Origin of the sequence: Clavibacter michiganensis subsp. tessellarius, assembly GCF_021922985.1 — a bacterium.
In the GTDB taxonomy this organism is placed as follows: Bacteria; Actinomycetota; Actinomycetes; order Actinomycetales; family Microbacteriaceae; genus Clavibacter; species Clavibacter tessellarius.
This window is the reverse complement of sequence record NZ_CP040788.1, coordinates 1,404,136-1,422,534: the sequence shown is the minus strand read 5'-3', so window position 1 is coordinate 1,422,534 and position 18,399 is coordinate 1,404,136. Positions and strand designations below refer to the sequence as shown.

Sequence of the window (18,399 nt, the reverse complement as noted above, 5' to 3'; positions counted from 1 at the left end):
CGTGAGGGGATGACCACGATCCCCACACTGGAACTGTCCGACGGGAACCGCATCCCCGCCATCGGCCTCGGCACGTACGGGTTGAACGACGACGCGGGCGCCGAGCTCGTGTCCGGCGCGATCGGCGCCGGGTACCGCCTGCTCGACACGGCCCTCAACTACGGCAACGAGGCCGCGGTGGGCGAGGGCATGCGCCGCTCCGGCGTCCCGCGCGAGGAGCTCTTCCTCACCACCAAGCTGCCCGGCCGCCACCACGGCTACGAGGAGACGCTCGCGTCCTTCGAGGAGTCGCGCGCGTCGCTCGGCGTGGACCACGTGGATCTGTACCTCATCCACTGGCCGAACCCGAGCGTGGACAAGTACGTCGACAGCTGGCGCGCGTTCATCGAGCTGAAGGAGCGCGGCCTCGTCCGCTCGATCGGCGTCTCGAACTTCACGCCCGCGCACCTGCAGCGCCTCGAGGACGAGACGGGCGTGCTGCCGGTCGTCAACCAGGTCGAGCTGCACCCGACCTTCGCGCAGGCCGAGCTCCGCGCGGAGCACGCGCGCCGCGGCATCGTCACCGAGAGCTGGTCGCCGTTCGGCACGCGCGAGCAGCTGATGAAGGACCCGCACGTGGTGGCGGCTGCGGAGGCGCACGGCGTGACCCCCGCGCAGGCGGTCCTCCGCTGGCACGTCCAGTCGGGCGCGCTGCCCATCCCGCGGTCGACGGATCCCGAGCGCCAGCGCACCAACCTCGACGTCTTCGGATTCGAGCTCACCGAGGAGGAGGTGCGCCTGATCGGATCCGGACCGCAGTCGCGCCTCTGGGACGGCGACCCGGACACGCACGAGGAGATGTAGCGGGACCCGTCCCGGCATCCGCGGCCGTCGCGTCCCCCGGGACGCGGCGGCCGCGTCGTCCGCGGGGTGGACGGCCCGCGTCAGGCGCCGAGGAGCGTCGGGATCCCCAGCAGCAGCGCGCCGCCCACGAGGCAGGCGGCCGCGACGACGACGAGCACGCCGACCCAGAGGATCCCCGGCAGGTGCGTCAGCCGCCCGAGCTGGTCGGCGTCGGAGGCGTCGCCGCCCCGCCGCGACCGGGCGCGCTGCAGCTCGAGCGTCGCGCGCAGGGCGCCGAGCAGCAGGAACAGCGCGAGCGCGTGGGCCGCGACGCCCTGCACGACGATCGGCGCCACGCCCGCGATCACGCCGACCACCACTCCCGCCACGAGGCACGACCACAGCCCGAACCAGTTGCGCACCTGGATCACCACGAGCGCCAGCAGCACGAGCCACAGCCAGAGGACGGCGGCGGACCGGCCCTGCCCGGCGAGCCAGGCCGCGCCGAGGCCCGCGAGCGCGGGCGCGGGGTAGCCGGCGAGCAGCGTCACGACCATGCCCGGCCCGCGCGGCCGGCCGACGCTCACGGTGAGGCCCGAGGTGTCGGAATGCAGGCGGATCCCGGCGAGCCGCCGTCCGCTCAGCGTCGCCGCGAGCCCGTGGCCGCCCTCGTGCACGATCGTCACGGCATGGCGGGTGATCCGCCACGCGGCCGGCACCAGGACGAGCACCACGGCGAGCGCGACGGCGACGAGGGCGGGTCCCGCCTCGAGCGGCGCCTCGACGGCGGTCGCGCGCGCGACGAGGTCGCGCAGGATCTTGACGGGGTCCATGGGCTCCTCGGTGCGGTGCGGTGCGGTGCGGTGCGGTGCGGATGCGGGTGCGGGCGGGGAGCGCCCAGCCCACCACATCCACCTGGCGGCCGGCCGCCGCCCGCCCACCGACTACCGTTGTCGGGTGCCCGAGACCCCCGCATCCGACCTCGTCCGCTCCCTGCTGCTCACCGTCCCGGACTTCCCGCAGCCCGGGATCCTGTTCCGCGACCTGACGCCCGTCCTCGCCGACGGCCCCGCCCTCCGCGCCGTGGTCGACGACCTCGTGGCCGCCGGCGGTCCCGTCGACGCGGTCGCCGGCGTCGAGGCGCGCGGCTTCCTGCTCGCCGCGGCCGCGGCCTACGCGTCCGGCGTCGGCACCCTCGCGGTGCGCAAGGCCGGCAAGCTCCCCGGCGAGGTCCTGCGCGAGACGTACGACCTCGAGTACGGCGAGGCCGCCATCGAGCTGCACCCCGGCCAGCTCGCGCCCGGATCCCGCGTGCTGCTCCTCGACGACGTCCTCGCGACCGGCGGCACGCTCGACGCGGCCGCCCGCCTGCTGGAGCGCGCGGGCTACGAGGTCGCCGGCATCGGCGTCGTGCTCGAGCTCGAGGGCCTCGGCGGTCGCGCGAGGCTCGCCGGCCGGGACGTGCACGCGATCATCGCGCTCTGACGCGTCCTCGCGACCGAGGGCCGGACGCGCGACGCGTCCGGCCCCCGTCCACCGGGCTCCACCCGGCCGGCGACCTCAGCGCCAGAGCCGCCGGGTCGCGATCTCCGCGCCCTGCGCCAGGCTCTCCAGCTTCGCCCACGCGATCTGCGGGTGGATCCGCCCGCCGAGCCCGCAGTCCGTCGACGCGACCACGCGCTCGCGCCCCACGAGCCGCGCGTAGCGCTCGATCCGGTCGGCCACGAGCTCCGGGTGCTCGACCACGTTGGTCGCGTGCCCCACCACGCCCGGCACGATGACCTTCCCGTCGGGCAGCTCCACGTCCTCCCACACGCGCCACTCGTGCTCGTGCCGCGCGTTGGCGCCCTCGAACGAGTACGCGCCCGCGTCGATGTCGAGCATCGTCCGCACGATGTGCCGGAACTCGATGTCGGTCGTGTGCGGTCCGTGCCAGGAGCCCCAGCAGAGGTGGAAGCGGATCCTCTCCTGCGGCAGCCCGCGCAGCGCGTGGTTGAGCGCCTCGACCCGGATCCGCGTGAACGCCAGGTAGTCCTCCACGCTCGGCTCCGGGTTGATCTGGTCCCAGTTCTCCGCGATGGACGGGTCGTCGATCTGCAGCACGAGCCCCGCGTCGAGGATCGCGACGTACTCCTCGCGCATCGCGTCCGCGCACGCCCAGATGAACTCCTCCTCGGTCGCGTAGTGCAGGTTCCCGATGCGCGACGCGCTGCCGGGGGAGAGGGACGTGATGAAGCCCTGCTCGTACCCGTTCGCGTCGAGCGCGTGCTTCAGGTGCGCGATGTCGGCCTGGATCGCCTGGTGCCCCGTGTAGGAGACGGGCCCGGTGGCGCTCGGGAAGTCGAGGGGGGCGTCGCCGACCGTGATGCCGCTCGACGGATCCCGGTAGGCGTCGGCGAAGGTCGTCCAGTCGCGGCGGTCGGGGAAGGTCGTCAGCCGCACGTGGCCGGGGGAGCTGCGCACGGGCTCCGAGGAGAACGGCCCGCCGGGCACGAGCTCCAGGCCGCTGAGCCGCTGGAACGAGTACGACCACCAGGCGCCGTAGTCGATCGCGCTCGACATGGCCTTGCCGTACTCGCCGTCGCCCGGGAGGGCGATCCCCACCTCGCGCTGGCGGGCGACGAGGCCGTCGACCGCGTCGGCGAGGACGTCGTCGAGGTCGTCGGCGGGTGGGGCGTCCGGGCCGCCGCCATCGGCGTCCGGCCGCGTGGCGGCGATCTCCCGGGCTTCGGCGCGCGCCGCGTTGGCGGCGATGAGCGCGTCCGTCCGGGGCAGGCTGCCGGCGTGGGACGTCAGGATCCGGTCTGGGCTGTCGGGCATGGGGACCTCCGCGGGTCTCTCGTGCCGTCGGGCGGCCTGCACGACCGCCCGCGGCGAGCGGGAACTGATCGCAGGCGTGTCCCGGTCGCGGGTGCGGACGGGACGCGAGGCTTCGCGGATGCGCTGCACGCACAGGGTGCCACGGCCTCAGCCCCGAGGAGGGGCGGATCGCCACATGACGTCACGGAACCGGCACCTCCGGCGGATCCGGCACCCAGGGGAATGCCCGGATGATGGACGGATGCTCCTCCGCCACCCCGTCCTCGGAACCGCGACGGCCCTGTACCTCGGGCTCGTCGCGTGGATCACGCTGTCGCCGGAGCCCTACGACCGCCGCATCGACGGCTTCCTCTTCCGCGCGCTGCGGGCGCTGCACCGGCACGACGGCACCTCGTGGATCACGTACTCCTCCGTGGAGGGCGCCGCGAACGTCGCGATGTTCCTGCCGGTAGGCATGTTCCTCGTGCTCCTGCTCGGCCGATCCCGCTGGTGGCTCGCGATCGCGCTCGGGGTCGGCCTCTCCGCCCTCATCGAGACCGCGCAGGCGTTCCTCCCGACGCGCGTCTCCGACGTGCGCGACATCGTCCACAACGGCCTCGGCGCCCTCATCGGCGTGGTGGTGGTCCTGATCCTCACGGCTCGCTCCGAGAACGCCCGGCGCCGGGCCCTCCGCCAGCGCGCGCGACCGGCCGCGACGGGCCCGCAGCGCCTGGTCGGGACGCGCCGCTGACCCCTGCGCCGGCCGTCGCGCGCCGCCTCCGCCGGGGGCGCCCGCGGTCGGGAGGCGCCCCCTCGCCTCGATAGGATTGACGCCGGAATTCCAAGGGGTGTGCAGGTGACCGGTACGGAGCTGGAGCGCGAGCGCGCGTACGTCACGCGCCTCTACGGACGACTCGACGCGGTGCGGGCGGAGACCCGGGATCAGCTGGTCGCGGTGCGGGACAGCCCCACCGGGGGCACGCACCAGAACCGGTCCGAGCGCGACGCCTTCGCGCGCATCTACGAGGACCGGCTGCAGGCGCTGCGCGAGGTCGACGAGCGCCTCGTGTTCGGGCGCCTCGAGTTCGAGGCGGGGCACCTGCCGGAGGACGAGCCGCGCGACGCCGCGCCCGCGCGCGCCGCGGGGGACGGCGATCCGGTCTACCGGTACATCGGCCGCATCGGCCTCCGCGACGACGACCTCCAGCCGCTCCTGCTCGACTGGCGCGTGCCCCAGGCGAGCGCCTTCTACCAGGCCACCGCCGCCACCCCGCTCGGCGCCCGCGCCCGCCGCCACCTCACCACGCGCGGCCGCGAGGTCGTGCACGTCGAGGACGAGGTGTTCGACCCCACGCTGCTCGACGAGGGCCGCACCAGCCTCCAGGGCGAGGGCGCGCTGCTCGCCGCGCTCGCCGCGGGGCGCACCGGCCGGATGAACGACATCGTCGCCACCATCCAGGCCGAGCAGGACCGCATCATCCGCTCCGACCTCCGCGGCGTGCTCGTCGTGCAGGGCGGGCCGGGCACGGGCAAGACCGCGGTCGCCCTGCACCGCGCCGCGTACCTCCTCTACTCGCACCGCGACCGGCTCGCGTCCTCGGGCGTGCTCGTGGTGGGGCCGAGCCGCTCCTTCCTCCAGTACATCGAGGCCGTGCTGCCGTCCCTCGGCGAGACGGGTGTCGTGCTCGCGAGCGTCGGCCAGCTCTACCCGGGCATCGACGCCGCCGCCGAGGACGCGCCCGAGGTCGCGGCCGTCAAGGGCGGCTCCGAGATGGCCGGCCTCCTGCAGCGCGCCGTCCGCTCGCGCCAGGTCGTCCCCACCGAGGCCGTCACGCTGGACGTGAACGGCGAGCGCATCGTCCTCGAGCCGTCGCTCGTCGCGAGCGCGCTCCGCCGCGCGCAGGACAGCAGGAAGCCGCACAACGAGGCCCGCGTGGTCTTCAACAAGGCCGCCCTCGGGTCCCTCGCGCAGGTCCTCGCGTCGCAGATGCGCCGCAATGGCAGCGCCCTCGACGACAGCGACCTCGCGATGCTCCGCGAGGACCTCCGCACCTCGTACGACGTGAAGGTCGCGCTCAACACCGCGTGGATGCCGCTCACCCCCGAGAAGCTCGTCCAGGACCTCTACGCCCGGCCGAACTGGCTCGCCTCGCTCACCCCGCGCTGGAGCCCCGAGAAGCGCGCGCTCCTCCGCCGCGACCGCGACGCCCCCTTCACCGTGGCCGACGTGCCGCTGCTCGACGAGGCCGCCGAGCTCCTCGGCGAGTTCAGCGCGCAGGCCGACGCGAGCGCGCGCGAGCGCGAGCAGCAGCGCCTCCGCGACATCGAGAACGCCGAGCAGGCCATCGAGAACATGGGCGTCGGCGGCATGGTCACGGCCGAGCGCCTGGCGGAGGGCTTCGCCGAGCAGGCCGCGCGCCGCACCACCGCCGAGCGCGCCGCATCCGACCGCACCTGGACCTACGGCCACATCGTGGTCGACGAGGCGCAGGAGCTCTCGCCCATGCAGTGGCGCGTGCTCCTCCGCCGCTGCCCCCTGCGCTCGTTCACGATCGTGGGCGACGTCGCGCAGGCCAGCTCCGCCGTCGGCGTCACCAGCTGGCAGGACGCGCTCGGCCCGGTGCTCGGCCGCGAGTGGCGCCTCGAGGAGCTCACCGTCAACTACCGCACGCCCGCGCGGATCGCCGAGGCCGCCGAGCGCATGGCCCTCGCGCACGGCCTCCCGGTCACCCGATCGCGCGCGGTCCGCGAGGGCGAGCACCCCATCGACACGGTGGAGGTCCAGGCCGACGAGGTCGTGGCCGCGGTCGTCGACGTGGTCGACGAGGAGCGGGAGGGCGGCGACACCGGCACGCTCGCGGTCATCGCCCGCGACGACCGCGTCGTGGAGCTGCACCGGGCGCTCGCCGAGCGGTTCGGATCCGCGGTCGGCATCGGCGTGGGCGGCCTCGGCCGGCCCATCGCGGTGCTCGGCTCGCAGGAGGCGAAGGGCCTCGAGTTCGACGTGGTCGTCATCGCGGAGCCCGACGAGGTCCTCGCGCACACGTCCCGCGGCGCGGCCGGCCTCTACGTCGCGATGACGCGGCCCACGCAGCGCCTGCACATCGTCACCTCCACGGGCTTCGCCGCCTGATCCGCGGTGCCGGCGGGCCGCCGTCCGACCGGCCCGCGGCGCCCGCGTGAACACTATGAAGACAAGTGGCACGCGGCCCCGCACGCGCGGAGGATGGGCCGGTCATGACCCCTCCTCCCGCAGACCCCGGCCCCTCGTCCGCCCCCGGAACCGGCACGGATCCGGCGCCAGGGGGTCCGGCGCGCGACGACGCGGATCCCGCGCCCGGCGGCGTGGCCTCGGTCGCCGACGAGCCGGCGGCGCCCGAGGCACCCGGCGCACCGGCCGCCGCGGCGCCCGCGGCCGCCGCCCGCGCCGCGCGCCGCACGCGCGCGATCCAGGTGGTCGTCATCGTCGCCGTCGCGATCGGCATCGCGCTCGTCCCGCCGCCCGCGGGCGTCGACCCCCGCGGCATGCACATGGCCGGGATCTTCGTCGGCACGGTGCTCGCGCTCATCCTGCAGCCGCTGCCCACCGCGCCCGTCGCGCTGGTCGGCCTCGCGGTCGCGATGCTCACGGGCACCATGACCACCGACGGCGAGGCGCTCGTCGGCTTCGCCAACCCCACGATCTGGCTCATCGTCGCCTCGTTCTTCATCGCCGACGGCTTCCTCGTCACGGGCCTCGGCCGCCGGATCGCGCTCGCGTTCGTGTCGCGCCTCGGCGGATCCAGCCTCGGCCTCGCGTACGGCATGGCGCTCACCGACCTCGTGCTCGCGCCGGCGACGCCGTCGAACACCGCGCGGGCGGGCGGCGTCGTGTACCCGATCGTCGCGTCGCTCAGCCGGGTGCAGGGGTCCACCCCGGAGTCCGACGCGTCGCGCCGCCGGCTCGGCTCCTACCTCGCGCTCACGAGCGTGCAGGTCAACACGGTCACGTCGGCGATGTTCGTCACGGCGATGGCCGGCAACCCCGTCGCGCAGAAGGCCGCCGCCGACCTCGGCATCGAGGTCACCTGGGGCGGCTGGGCGCTGGCGGCGCTCGTGCCCGGGCTCCTCAGCCTCGTGGTCGTGCCGTGGGCGATGGCGCGCGTCTACCCGCCCACGCTCACCCGCACGCCCGAGGCGCCGGCCCACGCGCGCGAGGAGCTGCGCGGGCTCGGCCCGCTCTCCGGACACGAGCGCATCATGGCGGCGACCTTCGTGCTGCTGCTCGTGCTCTGGTGCGGCGGATCCCTGCTCGGCATCCCCGCGACGGCCGCGGCCTTCGGCGGCATCGCCGTGCTGCTCGTCACGGGCGTCCTCAAGTGGTCGCACCTCGCGGCGAACGCGTCCGCCTGGTCGACGCTCATCTTCTTCGCGGTGCTCGTCGGCATGGCCGACCAGCTCGACGCGCTCGGCGTCATCGACCTCGTGGGCGGCGCCGTCTCCGGATCCGTCGGCGGCCTGCCCTGGCCGTGGGCCTTCGCGGTGCTCGCGCTCGTGTACTTCTTCTCGCACTACCTGTTCGCGTCGAACACGGCGCACATCGTCGCGATGTACGCGGTCTTCCTCGGCGCCGCGGTCGCGACCGGCACGCCGCCGCTGTTCGCCGCGCTCGTGCTGGGCTTCATCGGCAACCTCTTCGGCGGCATCTCGCACTACGCGTCGGGGCCGTCCGGCGTGGTCTTCGGATCCGGCTACGTCACGACGAGGGAGTGGTTCCGCGTCGGGTTCGTGATGGCCGTGGTGCTCATCGTCATCTGGGGCGTCGTCGGCACGGCGTGGATGGGCGTGCTCGGCCTGCTCTCCTGAGCCGGCCCGCTCTCCCCTCCCCGCGGCGTCGACCCGCGGGCAGGGAGATGGGCCGACCCGATGACGGGCCGGCCCTGCGGTCGTGGTCCCGGCGCCGAGACCCCTCTACGTGCGCCGTCCGTGCGACCGCTCTCCCCATGACATCCGGACCCGTGGTGCATCGCGTCTCTGGGGGTCCGGCGCATCGCAGTGTCTTCGGACCGGGCGCGCGATCGGTTCGCCCGCGGAGGTGACGGGTCCCTGGGCGCCGGCCGGGCTCCGCTCAGCGCGCGGGCGCCGGCCACGGCACGTCGTCGGACGACAGCAGCGGGAGGTCCCCGCAGTCGTCGAGGACGCGCGCCATCGCGTCGTGCTCCGCGCGGGTGACGCTGAGCTCCGTGCGCACCTTGATCGACACCTGCCGCACCACGAGCGCGCACACGTCGTCCGGGTGCTCGGGCAGCCACTCGTCCGCCGTCGCGTCCGACTTGGCCGAGTTCTCCGCGGCGGACGCGGCCACGAGCTCCAGCGGGTCGTTCGCGAACGCCGCGCGGTACTCGGCGTCCCAGCGCCAGGCGCCGGACGACCACGCGTCCGACAGCGAGACGACGTGGTCGATCTGCACGGCCTCGGGATCCCGCGACCGGTCGAACTCGACGCGCTCGCCCGAGTACGGATCCGTCAGCACGCCGGACTGCACGACGCAGCCGCGCGTCCCGTCGCGGATCGCGGTGTCGGCGAGGTCGCGGCGCAGCACGTCGTTGCGGGTGTCGCAGCCGTTGCGGTCGACGTCCGTGCGCCAGGCGAACGACTCGCGGTCGTAGCCCTCGACCCGCTCCTCGGTGCGCACCTCGAGGCCCTCGAGCGCGAGCCGCGCGGATCCGGGTGCGCCCGGCTCCTCGCCGGGCCCGGTCTCGGATGCGACATCGCCGCCGGCGGGCGCCGGCGCCGGATCCCCGTGCCACTGCGCGAGCCCCGCGACGACCACGATCACGAGCGCCGCCAGCGTCACGAGCACGGGCGTCCTCCGGCTCCTCCGCCGGGTCACGGGGTGGGCTCCCGGGAGTCGTAGCGCTCGAACGACGAGAGCGAGCGGATGAGGATCCACACCACGACCGCGATGAGCAGCCCGCCCACGAGCGACGGCACCCACAGCGCCGCGAACGCCGTGACGATGCCGATGTACGCGTCGCCGAGCCGCGGCCCGCCCGTCACGACGACGATGAAGATGCCCTGCAGCCGCCCGCGCATGTTGTCCGGCACGGCGGTCTGCAGCATGGTGTTGCGGAAGATCGAGGAGATGTTGTCGGCCGCGCCCGTGCAGGCGAGCAGCACCGAGGCGGCGACGATGCCCGGCACGCTCGCGTCCTCGATCCGCGACCCGATGCCGTGCAGCACGCCCGGCTGCGACGCGAGCAGGAGCACCAGCCCGAAGCCGGCCGTGGAGAGCCCGTAGGCGACGATGGCCAGCCGGATCGCCCGCCCGTGCCGCGTGACGCGCCCGACCGACCCGCTCAGCACGCTGCTCACGAGGCTGCCGACCGCGCCGGCCGCCGTGAGGATGCCGACGGTCACCGGCCCGCCGCCGAGCACGACCGCGCCGACCGCGGGGAACAGCACGCGGGGCTGCCCGAGGGTCATGGCGATGATGTCGACGATGAACGACATCCGGATGTTCGGCGCCGTCCGGAGGAACCCGAGCCCGTACCGGATGGACGCCAGCCCCGGCCGCTGCACCTCGCCCTCGGGCGCGATCCGCGGCAGCGCGAGCACGCCCGTGAACGCCGCGAGGAAGAGCACGGCGTCGACCGTGTAGGTCCACTGGAACCCGACCGACGCGACGAGCACGCCCGCGAGCGCCGGCCCCACGGTGACCATGACGCCGAGGCTGATCCCGCCGAGCGCGCTGGCCGCGGGCAGCAGGTGCGGCGGGAGGATGCGGGGGAGGATCGCCTGCCGGCTCGTCCCGATCACCGTCGCCGCCACCGCGTTGAGGATGCTCAGCGCGTAGAGCGACCCCACCGTCTCCGCGTGCGTCCACGCGAGCGCCGCCAGCGCGATGGTGGAGCCCCACGCCGCGCACGACGCGATGAGCGCGACCTTCCGCCGGTCGAACGCGTCGGCGAGCATGCCGCCGTAGAGGCCCGCGAGGATCATCGGCACGAGCGACAGCACGCCCACGAGCGCGACGGCGCCGGTGGATCCCGTCAGCTCGTACACGTGCAGCCCGATCGCGACGATCGTCATCTGGCTGCCGATGCCCGCGATGGCGTTGCCGGCCCAGAGCCGCGCGAAGGCCGGGCTCTCCTTGAGCGGCGTCAGGTCGACGAAGTGGCTGCCGCGGACCTGCCGTTCGTCGGGGATCGGGATGGGGGAGGTCTCGGGCGGGATGCTCACGTGTCGCTGCGTCGTCTCTGTAGGGTGGATTTCCACGCTAGTCGAGATCACCGACGCCGCCCCCGCGCCGGGTCCTCGCCCGCGGGGGACGCCCCGCCCCTCTGGTATGCTCGTGCGGTTGCCGTCTGAACGGCCGCGGATCAAGAGAGCTCGCACATCCTGTGACGGGCGCCGCGCAACGAACACGAGAGGGGATCATCACATGGCTCTGGAAGCAGACGTCAAGAAGGCGATCATCGACGAGTACGCGACCCACCCCGGTGACACCGGATCCCCCGAGGTGCAGATCGCGCTCCTCACCAAGCGGATCACGGGCCTCACCGAGCACCTCAAGGAGCACAAGCACGACCACCACACGCGTCGTGGCCTGCTCCTCCTGGTCGGCCAGCGTCGTCGTCTCCTCGGCTACCTGTCCAACGTCGACATCGAGCGCTACCGCGCCCTGATCGCGCGCCTGGGCATCCGCCGCTGACACGCACCACGCGTCGCTGATCGCACACGTGCGAAGCGGACGAGCCGTCACCCTCCGGGGTGGCGGCTCGTCTGCGGTTAAGGCGCGCGTCGTCCGCCCGACACCCGGCGATCGCCGTCCTCCCGGGCCCGCGAGGGGCCGGGTGCTACCATGGCCGCAGTGATCCAGCGGGCGCCCAGCGTCACGATGCGATCACGACAGATGGAGCTGGCCGGCAGGAGCTGGTCGTTGGTGGTGGTATTCCGAGTCGCTCGGAGCATTCCCACTGATGGCCAGACATGCGCCCGCCGCCGTCGGCCACCGGCCGACGAGCGGAACCAGCCGCGCACGTGCACCCGGGATCCGCATCAGGCGGGCACCGACGTGTCGCCTCGCCCGCTCCTCCTCTGTCGCAGGAGGTCCGCATCCACACGGGATGCAGGACGAGCGCCCGACGGGCGTCGCCGAGAGGCGCAACACGAAGGAGAGAGACCTCAATGGAAGGTCCAGAGATCAAGTTCGCCGAGGCAGTCCTCGACAACGGCAAGTACGGCACGCGCACGGTCCGATTCGAGGCCGGCCGCCTCGCGCAGCAGGCGCAGGGCGCGGTCGCCGCGTACCTCGACGAGGACACGATGCTGCTGTCCGCCACCTCGGTGGGCAAGCACCCGAAGGACAACTTCGACTTCTTCCCCCTGACCATCGACGTCGAGGAGCGCAGCTACGCCGCGGGCAAGATCCCCGGCTCGTTCTTCCGCCGCGAGGGCCGCCCCTCCACCGAGGCGATCCTCGTCTGCCGCCTCATCGACCGCCCGCTGCGCCCGTCGTTCATCACGGGCCTCCGCAACGAGGTCCAGGTCGTCATCACCGTCCTCAGCATCGCGCCGGACGAGTTCTACGACAGCCTCGCCATCAACGCGGCGAGCGCCTCGAGCATGCTCTCGGGCATCCCGTTCTCCGGCCCCATCGCGGGTGTGCGCCTCGCGCTCATCGGCGACCAGTGGGTCGTCTTCCCGAAGCACTCGCAGCTCAAGGAGGCCGTCTTCGACATCACCGTCGCCGGCCGCGTCGTCACCGACTCCGAGGGCAACGAGGACGTCGCGATCATGATGGTCGAGGCCGAGGCCACCGAGGGTGCCTGGGACCTCATCCAGGGCGGCGCCACGAAGCCCGACGAGTCCGTCGTCGCGCAGGGCCTCGAGGCCGCGAAGCCGTTCATCCAGCAGCTCGTCGCCGCGCAGGCCTCGCTCGCGCAGCAGGCCGCGAAGCCCACGGTCGACTACCCCGTCTTCCTGCCGTACGCGCAGGAGACCTACGACGCGGTCAGCGAGCTCGCGCTCTCCGACCTCGGCGGCGTGTACCAGATCGCCGACAAGATCGAGCGCCAGGACGCCGACGACGCCCTCAAGACCCGCACCAAGGAGGCCGTGGCCGCCAAGGTCGAGGCCGGCGAGCTGCCCGCATCGGCGCTCACCGAGTTCTCCGCGGCGTACAAGTCCGTCACGAAGACCGTCGTCCGCGGCCGGATCCTCCGCGACGGCATCCGCATGGACGGCCGCGGCCTCGCCGACATCCGTCCGCTCGACGCCGAGGTGCAGGTCATCCCGCGCGTCCACGGCTCGGCGATCTTCCAGCGCGGCGAGACCCAGATCCTGGGCGTCACCACGCTGAACATGCTCAAGATGGAGCAGCAGATCGACTCGCTGAGCCCCATCACGAAGAAGCGCTACCTGCACCACTACAACTTCCCGCCCTACTCCACCGGTGAGACCGGTCGCGTCGGGTCGCCGAAGCGCCGCGAGATCGGGCACGGCTTCCTCGCCGAGCGCGCCCTCGTCCCCGTCCTGCCGAGCCGCGAGGACTTCCCCTACGCGATCCGCCAGGTGTCCGAGGCCCTCGGGTCCAACGGCTCCACGTCGATGGGCTCCGTCTGCGCCTCGACCCTGTCGCTGCTGAACGCGGGAGTGCCGCTGCGCGCCCCCGTCGCCGGCATCGCCATGGGCCTCGTCTCCGACACCGTCGACGGCCAGGTCCGCTACGCGGCCCTCACCGACATCCTCGGTGCGGAGGACGCGCTCGGCGACATGGACTTCAAGGTCGCCGGCACGTCGGAGTTCGTCACGGCCATCCAGCTGGACACGAAGCTCGACGGCATCCCCACGTCGGTCCTCGACGGCGCGCTCAAGCAGGCGAAGGAGGCCCGCACGGCCATCCTCGGCGTGCTGAACCAGGCCATCGACGCCCCCGACGAGATGGCCCCGACCGCGCCCCGCGTGATCTCGGTCAACATCCCCGTCGACAAGATCGGCGAGCTGATCGGCCCGAAGGGCAAGACGATCAACGCCATCCAGGACGAGACCGGCGCCGACATCTCCATCGAGGAGGACGGCACCGTCTACATCGGCGCCGTCGACGGCCCGTCGGCGGAGGCCGCGCGTGCGCAGGTCAACGCCATCGCGAACCCGACGAACCCCGAGGTCGGCGAGTCCTTCCTCGGCACCGTCGTCAAGATCGCGACGTTCGGCGCGTTCGTCTCGCTGCTCCCCGGCAAGGACGGCCTGCTGCACATCAGCGAGGTCCGCAAGCTCGCCGGCGGCAAGCGCGTCGAGAACGTCGAGGACGTGCTCGGCGTCGGCCAGAAGATCCTGGTGGAGATCACCAAGATCGACGACCGCGGCAAGCTGTCGCTCGCTCCCGTGCTGGAGGAGGCCGCCGATCAGGAGGGCCGCGACGCCGCCAGCCACGGCACTGACGAGCCGGCGGAGGGCTAGTCCCCGACGCACGCTGAACGGACCGGATGCCCGTCCCACCTCGGTGGGGCGGGCATCCGTCGTTCCCGGGCGCGCTGCCGACGGCGCCGCGCCGGCTGAGGGCTACTTGCCGTCGCTGGGGTCGCCCGGGTAGGGCACGGTGGTGCCCGGGCCGACGGAGAAGGACGGCTCCGGATCCGGGCTCGAGCTCGTCGGCGGGCTGGGCGCGGGCTCCGGGTCCGGCGTCACGGTGCCCGGGGGATCGGTCGTCGGCGGTGCCGTGCTCCCGCCGGGATCCTCGCCCCCGCCCGGCGTCGTGCTCGGCGCGCTGGTGGCCGGGACGGGCGCGAGGGGGTCCCCTCCGCTGCGCGCGATCGCGACGGCGGCGATCACGGCGGCGACCACGACGAGCACCGCCGCGAGCGCGATCAGCACCCGCGTGCGGGGGCGGACGGTCCGGGCTCCGTCGCCCGCGCCTGCTCCCGCGTCCTCGACCTCCCCGGTCACGTCCGCCCCCTCCCGCTCAGCCCGCGACGGTGATGGCGGTGCCCACGAGCTGGGCGCGACCGACGACGTGGGGGAGCATGAGGAAGCCGAGGACCGCCGGGGTCGCGCCCTCGGGCACGTCCAGCGAGTCCACGTCGAGCGCCGTCACGGTGAAGAAGTAGCGGTGCGTGCCGTGGCCCTCGGGAGGCGTCGCCCCCGCGAACCGCGTCTCGCGCGACTCGTTGTGGAGGGTGACGGCGCCGTCGGGCAGGAGGCCCGCCTCCGGATCGCCCGCGCCCTCGGGGAGCGACGTGGTCGACGCGGGGATGTCCTTCACGGCCCAGTGCCAGTAGCCGCTGCCGGTCGGGGCGTCGGGGTCGTAGCACGTGAGGACGTAGCTCCGGGTCTCGGCCGCCGCGCCCGTCCAGGCGAGCGCGGGGGAGCGGTCGGCGCCGCCCTGCGACGCGCCGCGCGCGGTGAGCGGCAGCGGCGCCCCGTCGGCGAAGTCGGGGCTGGTGAGGTGGAAGGGTGCGGCGTCCGGCAGGCGGTGCAGCGGGTCGTTGGTCACGTGGGGTCCTCTCGGTGGTGCTGACCCGACCAGCCTCGCACGGTGGCATCGTGCTCGGCCGGGATCCGCCCCAGGGGCCGGACCGGCCTCGCGCCGAGCGCGTCCGCCGGACCGCGTCGGCCGGGGTCGGCTCGCGCGGCGGAGGGCGGATCCGACGTGTGACGAGACGCCTGGCAGGCCCCCGAAGAGGGGCTGGGTCTCGTCGGTGGGCGCTCGCTAGCGTGGAATCCGCGGGATCGGCCGAGGGGCCGCCCGCCTCCGGGGGACGCATCGGGGGATGCAGACCGCCGAGGGGTGCCGGGGTCGGGGGATCCACGGCACCCCTTCCGGTGGAGCGCGTGGCCTGCGGGCCGCGCGCTCCACGTGCCGTCCGTCGTGAGCGCCACGAGGGACCCGACGCGATGCCGGCGGATCCCGTGTCGGAGAGGCCCGCGTCTCCATGCGCCGACCCGTCGTCAGGCGCCTTCGCACGCCGTGTGTCCGCAGGGCGAAGCGGTGCGCCGCGGATCCGTTGGTACGCAAACCTTTCGTATGCTGGGCGGTAGGATCATGGCTGTGACGTCGTCCCCTCCCACCTCCCCGACGGTCGCGCCCGGCTCGAGCCCGCGACGTCGCCGCGGCGGGGTGACCGGCATCCGGCGCGGCTCGCCCGCGGAGCCCACGACCGCGTCCCCGACCATCGCCGAGACGACCGTCCAGGCCGCCGGCGCCCTCGTCCTCGAAGCCGTCGCGGAGCCCGGCCTCCTCGCCGGCGGCAGCATCCCGCACCCTGCGCGACGTCGCGCGATCGGCGACACCGACCTCCGCGTCTTCCCCCTCGCCCTCGGCGGCAACGTCTTCGGCTGGACCGCGGGAGCCGAGGACACGTCCGCGATCCTCGACCGCTACCAGGAGGCCGGCGGCAACTTCATCGACACGGCCGACTCCTACGCCAGCGGCCGCAGCGAGCACATGATCGGGTCGTGGATGCGCGAGCGCCGCAACCGCGACTCCATGGTCGTCGCCACCAAGATCGGCAAGAGCGAGGACTTCCCGGGCCTCGGCTCCTCCCGCATCGAGCGCGCCGTCGACGCGAGCCTCTCCCGGCTCGGCACCGACACCATCGACCTCCTCTACTTCCACTGGGACGACCTCGACGTGCCGCTCGAGGAGAGCCTCGCCGCGGCCGGGCGCCTGATCGCGTCGGGCAAGGTCCGCTACCTCGCGGCGTCGAACTACGCGGCGGAGCGGCTGCTGCACGCGCGGATCCTCGGCGGCCTCTACGACGCGCCTCGGTTCGTCGCGCTGCAGACCCACTACAACCTCGTGAACCGCGCGCCCTACGAGGCGGACTACCTCGACGTCGTGCGCGGCCAGGAGCTCTCCGTGATGCCGTACTTCGCGCTCGCGAACGGCTTCCTTACGGGCAAGTACCGCACGCGGGACTCGGTGCGCGAGGGCGCGCGCGGGCAGCGGGCGGCGAAGTACCTCAATCGGCGCGGGCTGCGCGTGCTCACCGCCCTCGACGAGATCGCAGAGCACCACTCGACGAGCGTCGCGACCATCGCGCTCGCGTGGCTGCTGGCGAAGCCCGGCGTCGTCGCTCCCGTCGCCAGCGCGAGCCGGCCCGAGCAGGTGCACGACCTGGTGCAGGCGGCGCACGTGCAGCTGTCGCGGCACGATGTGACGCGCCTCGACCGCGCCTCGGAGTAGTCCGCCCACAGGCCCTCGCACCGCTCCTGATTCCCTGGGATGTGGATCGAGCCGCGTCCCGTGGCGCCCGCCCGGCTACCTTTCCCCCACCGCGACGCCGACGCCCTCCGCGTCCACGTCCGCGCGCGGAATCCGACGCCCCGGGGGAGACGACCTTGCACGAACGACCGAGAGATGCGTCGCGCCGACGCCGAGCTGCCGCTTCCGCCCTGCTGGTGGCCCTGTCGGCTGCGGGCCTCGGCGGGTGCGCTCCGACGGCGGCCCCGGAGCCGACGCCCGCGCCGACGCCGTCCTTGACGCAGGAGCAGCAGGATGATGCGGCGTTCCAGGACGTATTTGCCCGCTACGTCAACTTGAGTACCACCGAGGAGACGGACGAAAAGCTTTCACAGCTTCTCACCGGCGATGCGTTACAAAGCGAAATTGCATCAGTGCGTGATATTTCCCAAAAGGGTGAAAGTCAAGAGGGCAAGTCGCGAATGTCTGCATTCGAGGTAACGAGTCGCGGTAGGGATCCACAGGGCGTGAGCTACATGGTTGCGCAAGCTTGCCTTGACGTCAGTGGAACCCGGATACTAGATTCCGGCGGCCGGGACGTAACTCCAAAGCGAGATGATCGACTTTCTTTGCAGATGAAAGCGATCAAGTCGGAAGCTGGCTCTTGGAGGATTAGTGATTCCCTTCGCAACGAGACGGTTCACGCGTGCGATTGAAATTTACTTGGTTAGTTGCGGCTGTCGGTATCCTGTCTTTAGCCGGCATCTTTTTACCCCTGCGAGCTATGGCAAGTTCATGTGGTCAGTCATCGGGAGTCGTGGGTAGCTGCATAGCGGGCGAAATTGCGGGCTCTGGTGTAGCGCTAAGGGCGCGCGTTGTTGACGATCCAGGAGCCAGAAGCCCCGAATTCGAATCTGGCGCTTCGACCGAGGCAACTGATCACAAGCCGGTGGTAGTACCCCCGGTACCCCGCGGGCGCCTCGCCGCCGACACGGACACGCCCTGCACGCCGGGCGCCGGGTCGTGCGCAGATGGGCACCACGTCTTCCTGCCGCCCGCGAAGGCGCCAGCGAAGCCCGCGGATCCGGCTCCTGCGGCTCCCGCGGCGCCCGGCGTGACCCTGGACGACGTGGCCGGCTTCGTGCCGCGCGACGCGTCCATCCGGTCGCAGCCCAACGGGTGGGCGCTGGTGGGATCGCCGGTCAACCTCCTCACCGACGCCGGGGCGCAGGTCGTGGGCGGGACGCTGCTCGGGCGGCCGGCGCAGGTGCGGTTCGTGCCGGTGTCGTTCGCCTGGGATCACGGCGACGGGACGACCACCACCGTCCAGGGTCCGGGTGCCTCGTGGCGCGACCTCGGCCAGCAGGAGTTCACGGCCACGCCCACGAGCCACGTCTACGGGCGGATGGGGGATCGGCGGGTGTCGCTCACCATCGCGTACTCGCCGTCCTACCGCTTCGACGGCGGGGCGTGGCAGCAGATCCCGGGCACCCTGCCGGTCACCGTCGGGCCGGTCACGATCCACGTGCTGCAGGGCTCCACTGTCCTGGTCGGCGGCGCGTGCGGGGCCCGGGACGCCGGGCCCGGATGCTGATCCGCGTGCGCGCCCGGCC

At 73.2% G+C, this 18,399-nt stretch carries 16 protein-coding genes; 10 read left to right on the top strand and 6 right to left on the bottom strand.

What is annotated here, in order from left to right; genetic code table 11:
• Positions 1-9 precede the first annotated feature (9 nt).
• On the top strand, positions 10-843 hold the full coding sequence (locus tag FGG90_RS06500) for an aldo/keto reductase (protein ID WP_094129026.1): 834 nt from the start codon (positions 10-12) through the stop codon (positions 841-843).
• Between the two features lie 80 nt (positions 844-923).
• On the opposite strand, the gene FGG90_RS06495 is transcribed toward FGG90_RS06500, so the two are convergent.
• Positions 924-1,655: a M50 family metallopeptidase gene (locus FGG90_RS06495; RefSeq protein WP_094129029.1), complete on the bottom strand. Its 732-nt coding sequence runs from the start codon at positions 1,653-1,655 to the stop codon at positions 924-926.
• 124 nt (positions 1,656-1,779) lie between these two features.
• Between FGG90_RS06495 and FGG90_RS06490 the strand changes: the two genes are divergently transcribed.
• Positions 1,780-2,307 carry an adenine phosphoribosyltransferase gene (locus FGG90_RS06490; RefSeq protein ID WP_094129032.1) on the top strand — a complete coding sequence of 176 codons (528 nt, stop codon included), beginning with the start codon at positions 1,780-1,782 and terminating at the stop codon, positions 2,305-2,307.
• Between the two features lie 75 nt (positions 2,308-2,382).
• Here the strand turns inward: FGG90_RS06490 and FGG90_RS06485 are convergent, their stop codons facing one another.
• The gene (locus tag FGG90_RS06485; RefSeq protein ID WP_094129035.1) at positions 2,383-3,642 is read right to left on the bottom strand and encodes a cobalamin-independent methionine synthase II family protein; all 1,260 of its coding nucleotides are present in this window, start codon (positions 3,640-3,642) and stop codon (positions 2,383-2,385) included.
• 241 nt (positions 3,643-3,883) lie between these two features.
• On the opposite strand from FGG90_RS06485, the gene FGG90_RS06480 reads away from it, so the two are divergent.
• The 3 genes from FGG90_RS06480 (at position 3,884) to FGG90_RS06470 (ending at position 8,466) form a co-directional block, all read left to right on the top strand.
• A complete protein-coding gene (locus FGG90_RS06480) occupies positions 3,884-4,372 on the top strand; it encodes a VanZ family protein (protein WP_094129038.1) in 489 nt (162 codons plus the stop codon).
• Positions 4,373-4,477: 105 nt separating this feature from the next.
• Positions 4,478-6,754 carry a HelD family protein gene (locus FGG90_RS06475; RefSeq protein WP_210433054.1) on the top strand — a complete coding sequence of 759 codons (2,277 nt, stop codon included), beginning with the start codon at positions 4,478-4,480 and terminating at the stop codon, positions 6,752-6,754.
• A 104-nt stretch (positions 6,755-6,858) separates the two neighbouring features.
• Positions 6,859-8,466, top strand: a complete 1,608-nt coding sequence (locus FGG90_RS06470; protein ID WP_237583540.1) for a DASS family sodium-coupled anion symporter — start codon at positions 6,859-6,861, stop codon at positions 8,464-8,466.
• A gap of 262 nt (positions 8,467-8,728) precedes the next feature.
• Here the strand turns inward: FGG90_RS06470 and FGG90_RS06465 are convergent, their stop codons facing one another.
• Together FGG90_RS06465 and FGG90_RS06460 are read right to left on the bottom strand one after the other, a co-directional pair.
• On the bottom strand, positions 8,729-9,463 hold the full coding sequence (locus FGG90_RS06465) for an HNH endonuclease family protein (protein WP_237583539.1): 735 nt from the start codon (positions 9,461-9,463) through the stop codon (positions 8,729-8,731).
• Between the two features lie 26 nt (positions 9,464-9,489).
• On the bottom strand, positions 9,490-10,842 hold the full coding sequence (locus FGG90_RS06460; RefSeq protein WP_210433055.1) for an MFS transporter: 1,353 nt from the start codon (positions 10,840-10,842) through the stop codon (positions 9,490-9,492).
• A 202-nt stretch (positions 10,843-11,044) separates the two neighbouring features.
• Here FGG90_RS06460 and rpsO point away from each other — a divergent pair, with 202 nt between their 5' ends.
• Both rpsO and FGG90_RS06450 read left to right on the top strand, forming a co-directional pair.
• Positions 11,045-11,314: a 30S ribosomal protein S15 gene (gene rpsO, locus FGG90_RS06455; RefSeq protein WP_012038735.1), complete on the top strand. Its 270-nt coding sequence runs from the start codon at positions 11,045-11,047 to the stop codon at positions 11,312-11,314.
• A 476-nt stretch (positions 11,315-11,790) separates the two neighbouring features.
• Positions 11,791-14,064: a polyribonucleotide nucleotidyltransferase gene (locus FGG90_RS06450; protein ID WP_094129050.1), complete on the top strand. Its 2,274-nt coding sequence runs from the start codon at positions 11,791-11,793 to the stop codon at positions 14,062-14,064.
• 102 nt (positions 14,065-14,166) lie between these two features.
• On the opposite strand, the gene FGG90_RS06445 is transcribed toward FGG90_RS06450, so the two are convergent.
• Together FGG90_RS06445 and FGG90_RS06440 are read right to left on the bottom strand one after the other, a co-directional pair.
• Entirely contained in the window at positions 14,167-14,550 is a 384-nt protein-coding gene (locus FGG90_RS06445; protein ID WP_094129053.1) for a hypothetical protein, read from the bottom strand.
• 16 nt (positions 14,551-14,566) lie between these two features.
• Positions 14,567-15,097, bottom strand: a complete 531-nt coding sequence (locus FGG90_RS06440; RefSeq protein ID WP_094129056.1) for a YbhB/YbcL family Raf kinase inhibitor-like protein — start codon at positions 15,095-15,097, stop codon at positions 14,567-14,569.
• A 555-nt stretch (positions 15,098-15,652) separates the two neighbouring features.
• On the opposite strand from FGG90_RS06440, the gene FGG90_RS06435 reads away from it, so the two are divergent.
• The 3 genes from FGG90_RS06435 (at position 15,653) to FGG90_RS06425 (ending at position 18,380) form a co-directional block, all read left to right on the top strand.
• The gene (locus tag FGG90_RS06435; protein WP_094129059.1) at positions 15,653-16,789 is read left to right on the top strand and encodes an aldo/keto reductase; all 1,137 of its coding nucleotides are present in this window, start codon (positions 15,653-15,655) and stop codon (positions 16,787-16,789) included.
• 293 nt (positions 16,790-17,082) lie between these two features.
• Positions 17,083-17,502: a hypothetical protein gene (locus FGG90_RS06430; protein WP_237583538.1), complete on the top strand. Its 420-nt coding sequence runs from the start codon at positions 17,083-17,085 to the stop codon at positions 17,500-17,502.
• A 398-nt stretch (positions 17,503-17,900) separates the two neighbouring features.
• A complete protein-coding gene (locus FGG90_RS06425) occupies positions 17,901-18,380 on the top strand; it encodes a hypothetical protein (protein ID WP_237583537.1) in 480 nt (159 codons plus the stop codon).
• Positions 18,381-18,399: the final 19 nt, after the last annotated feature.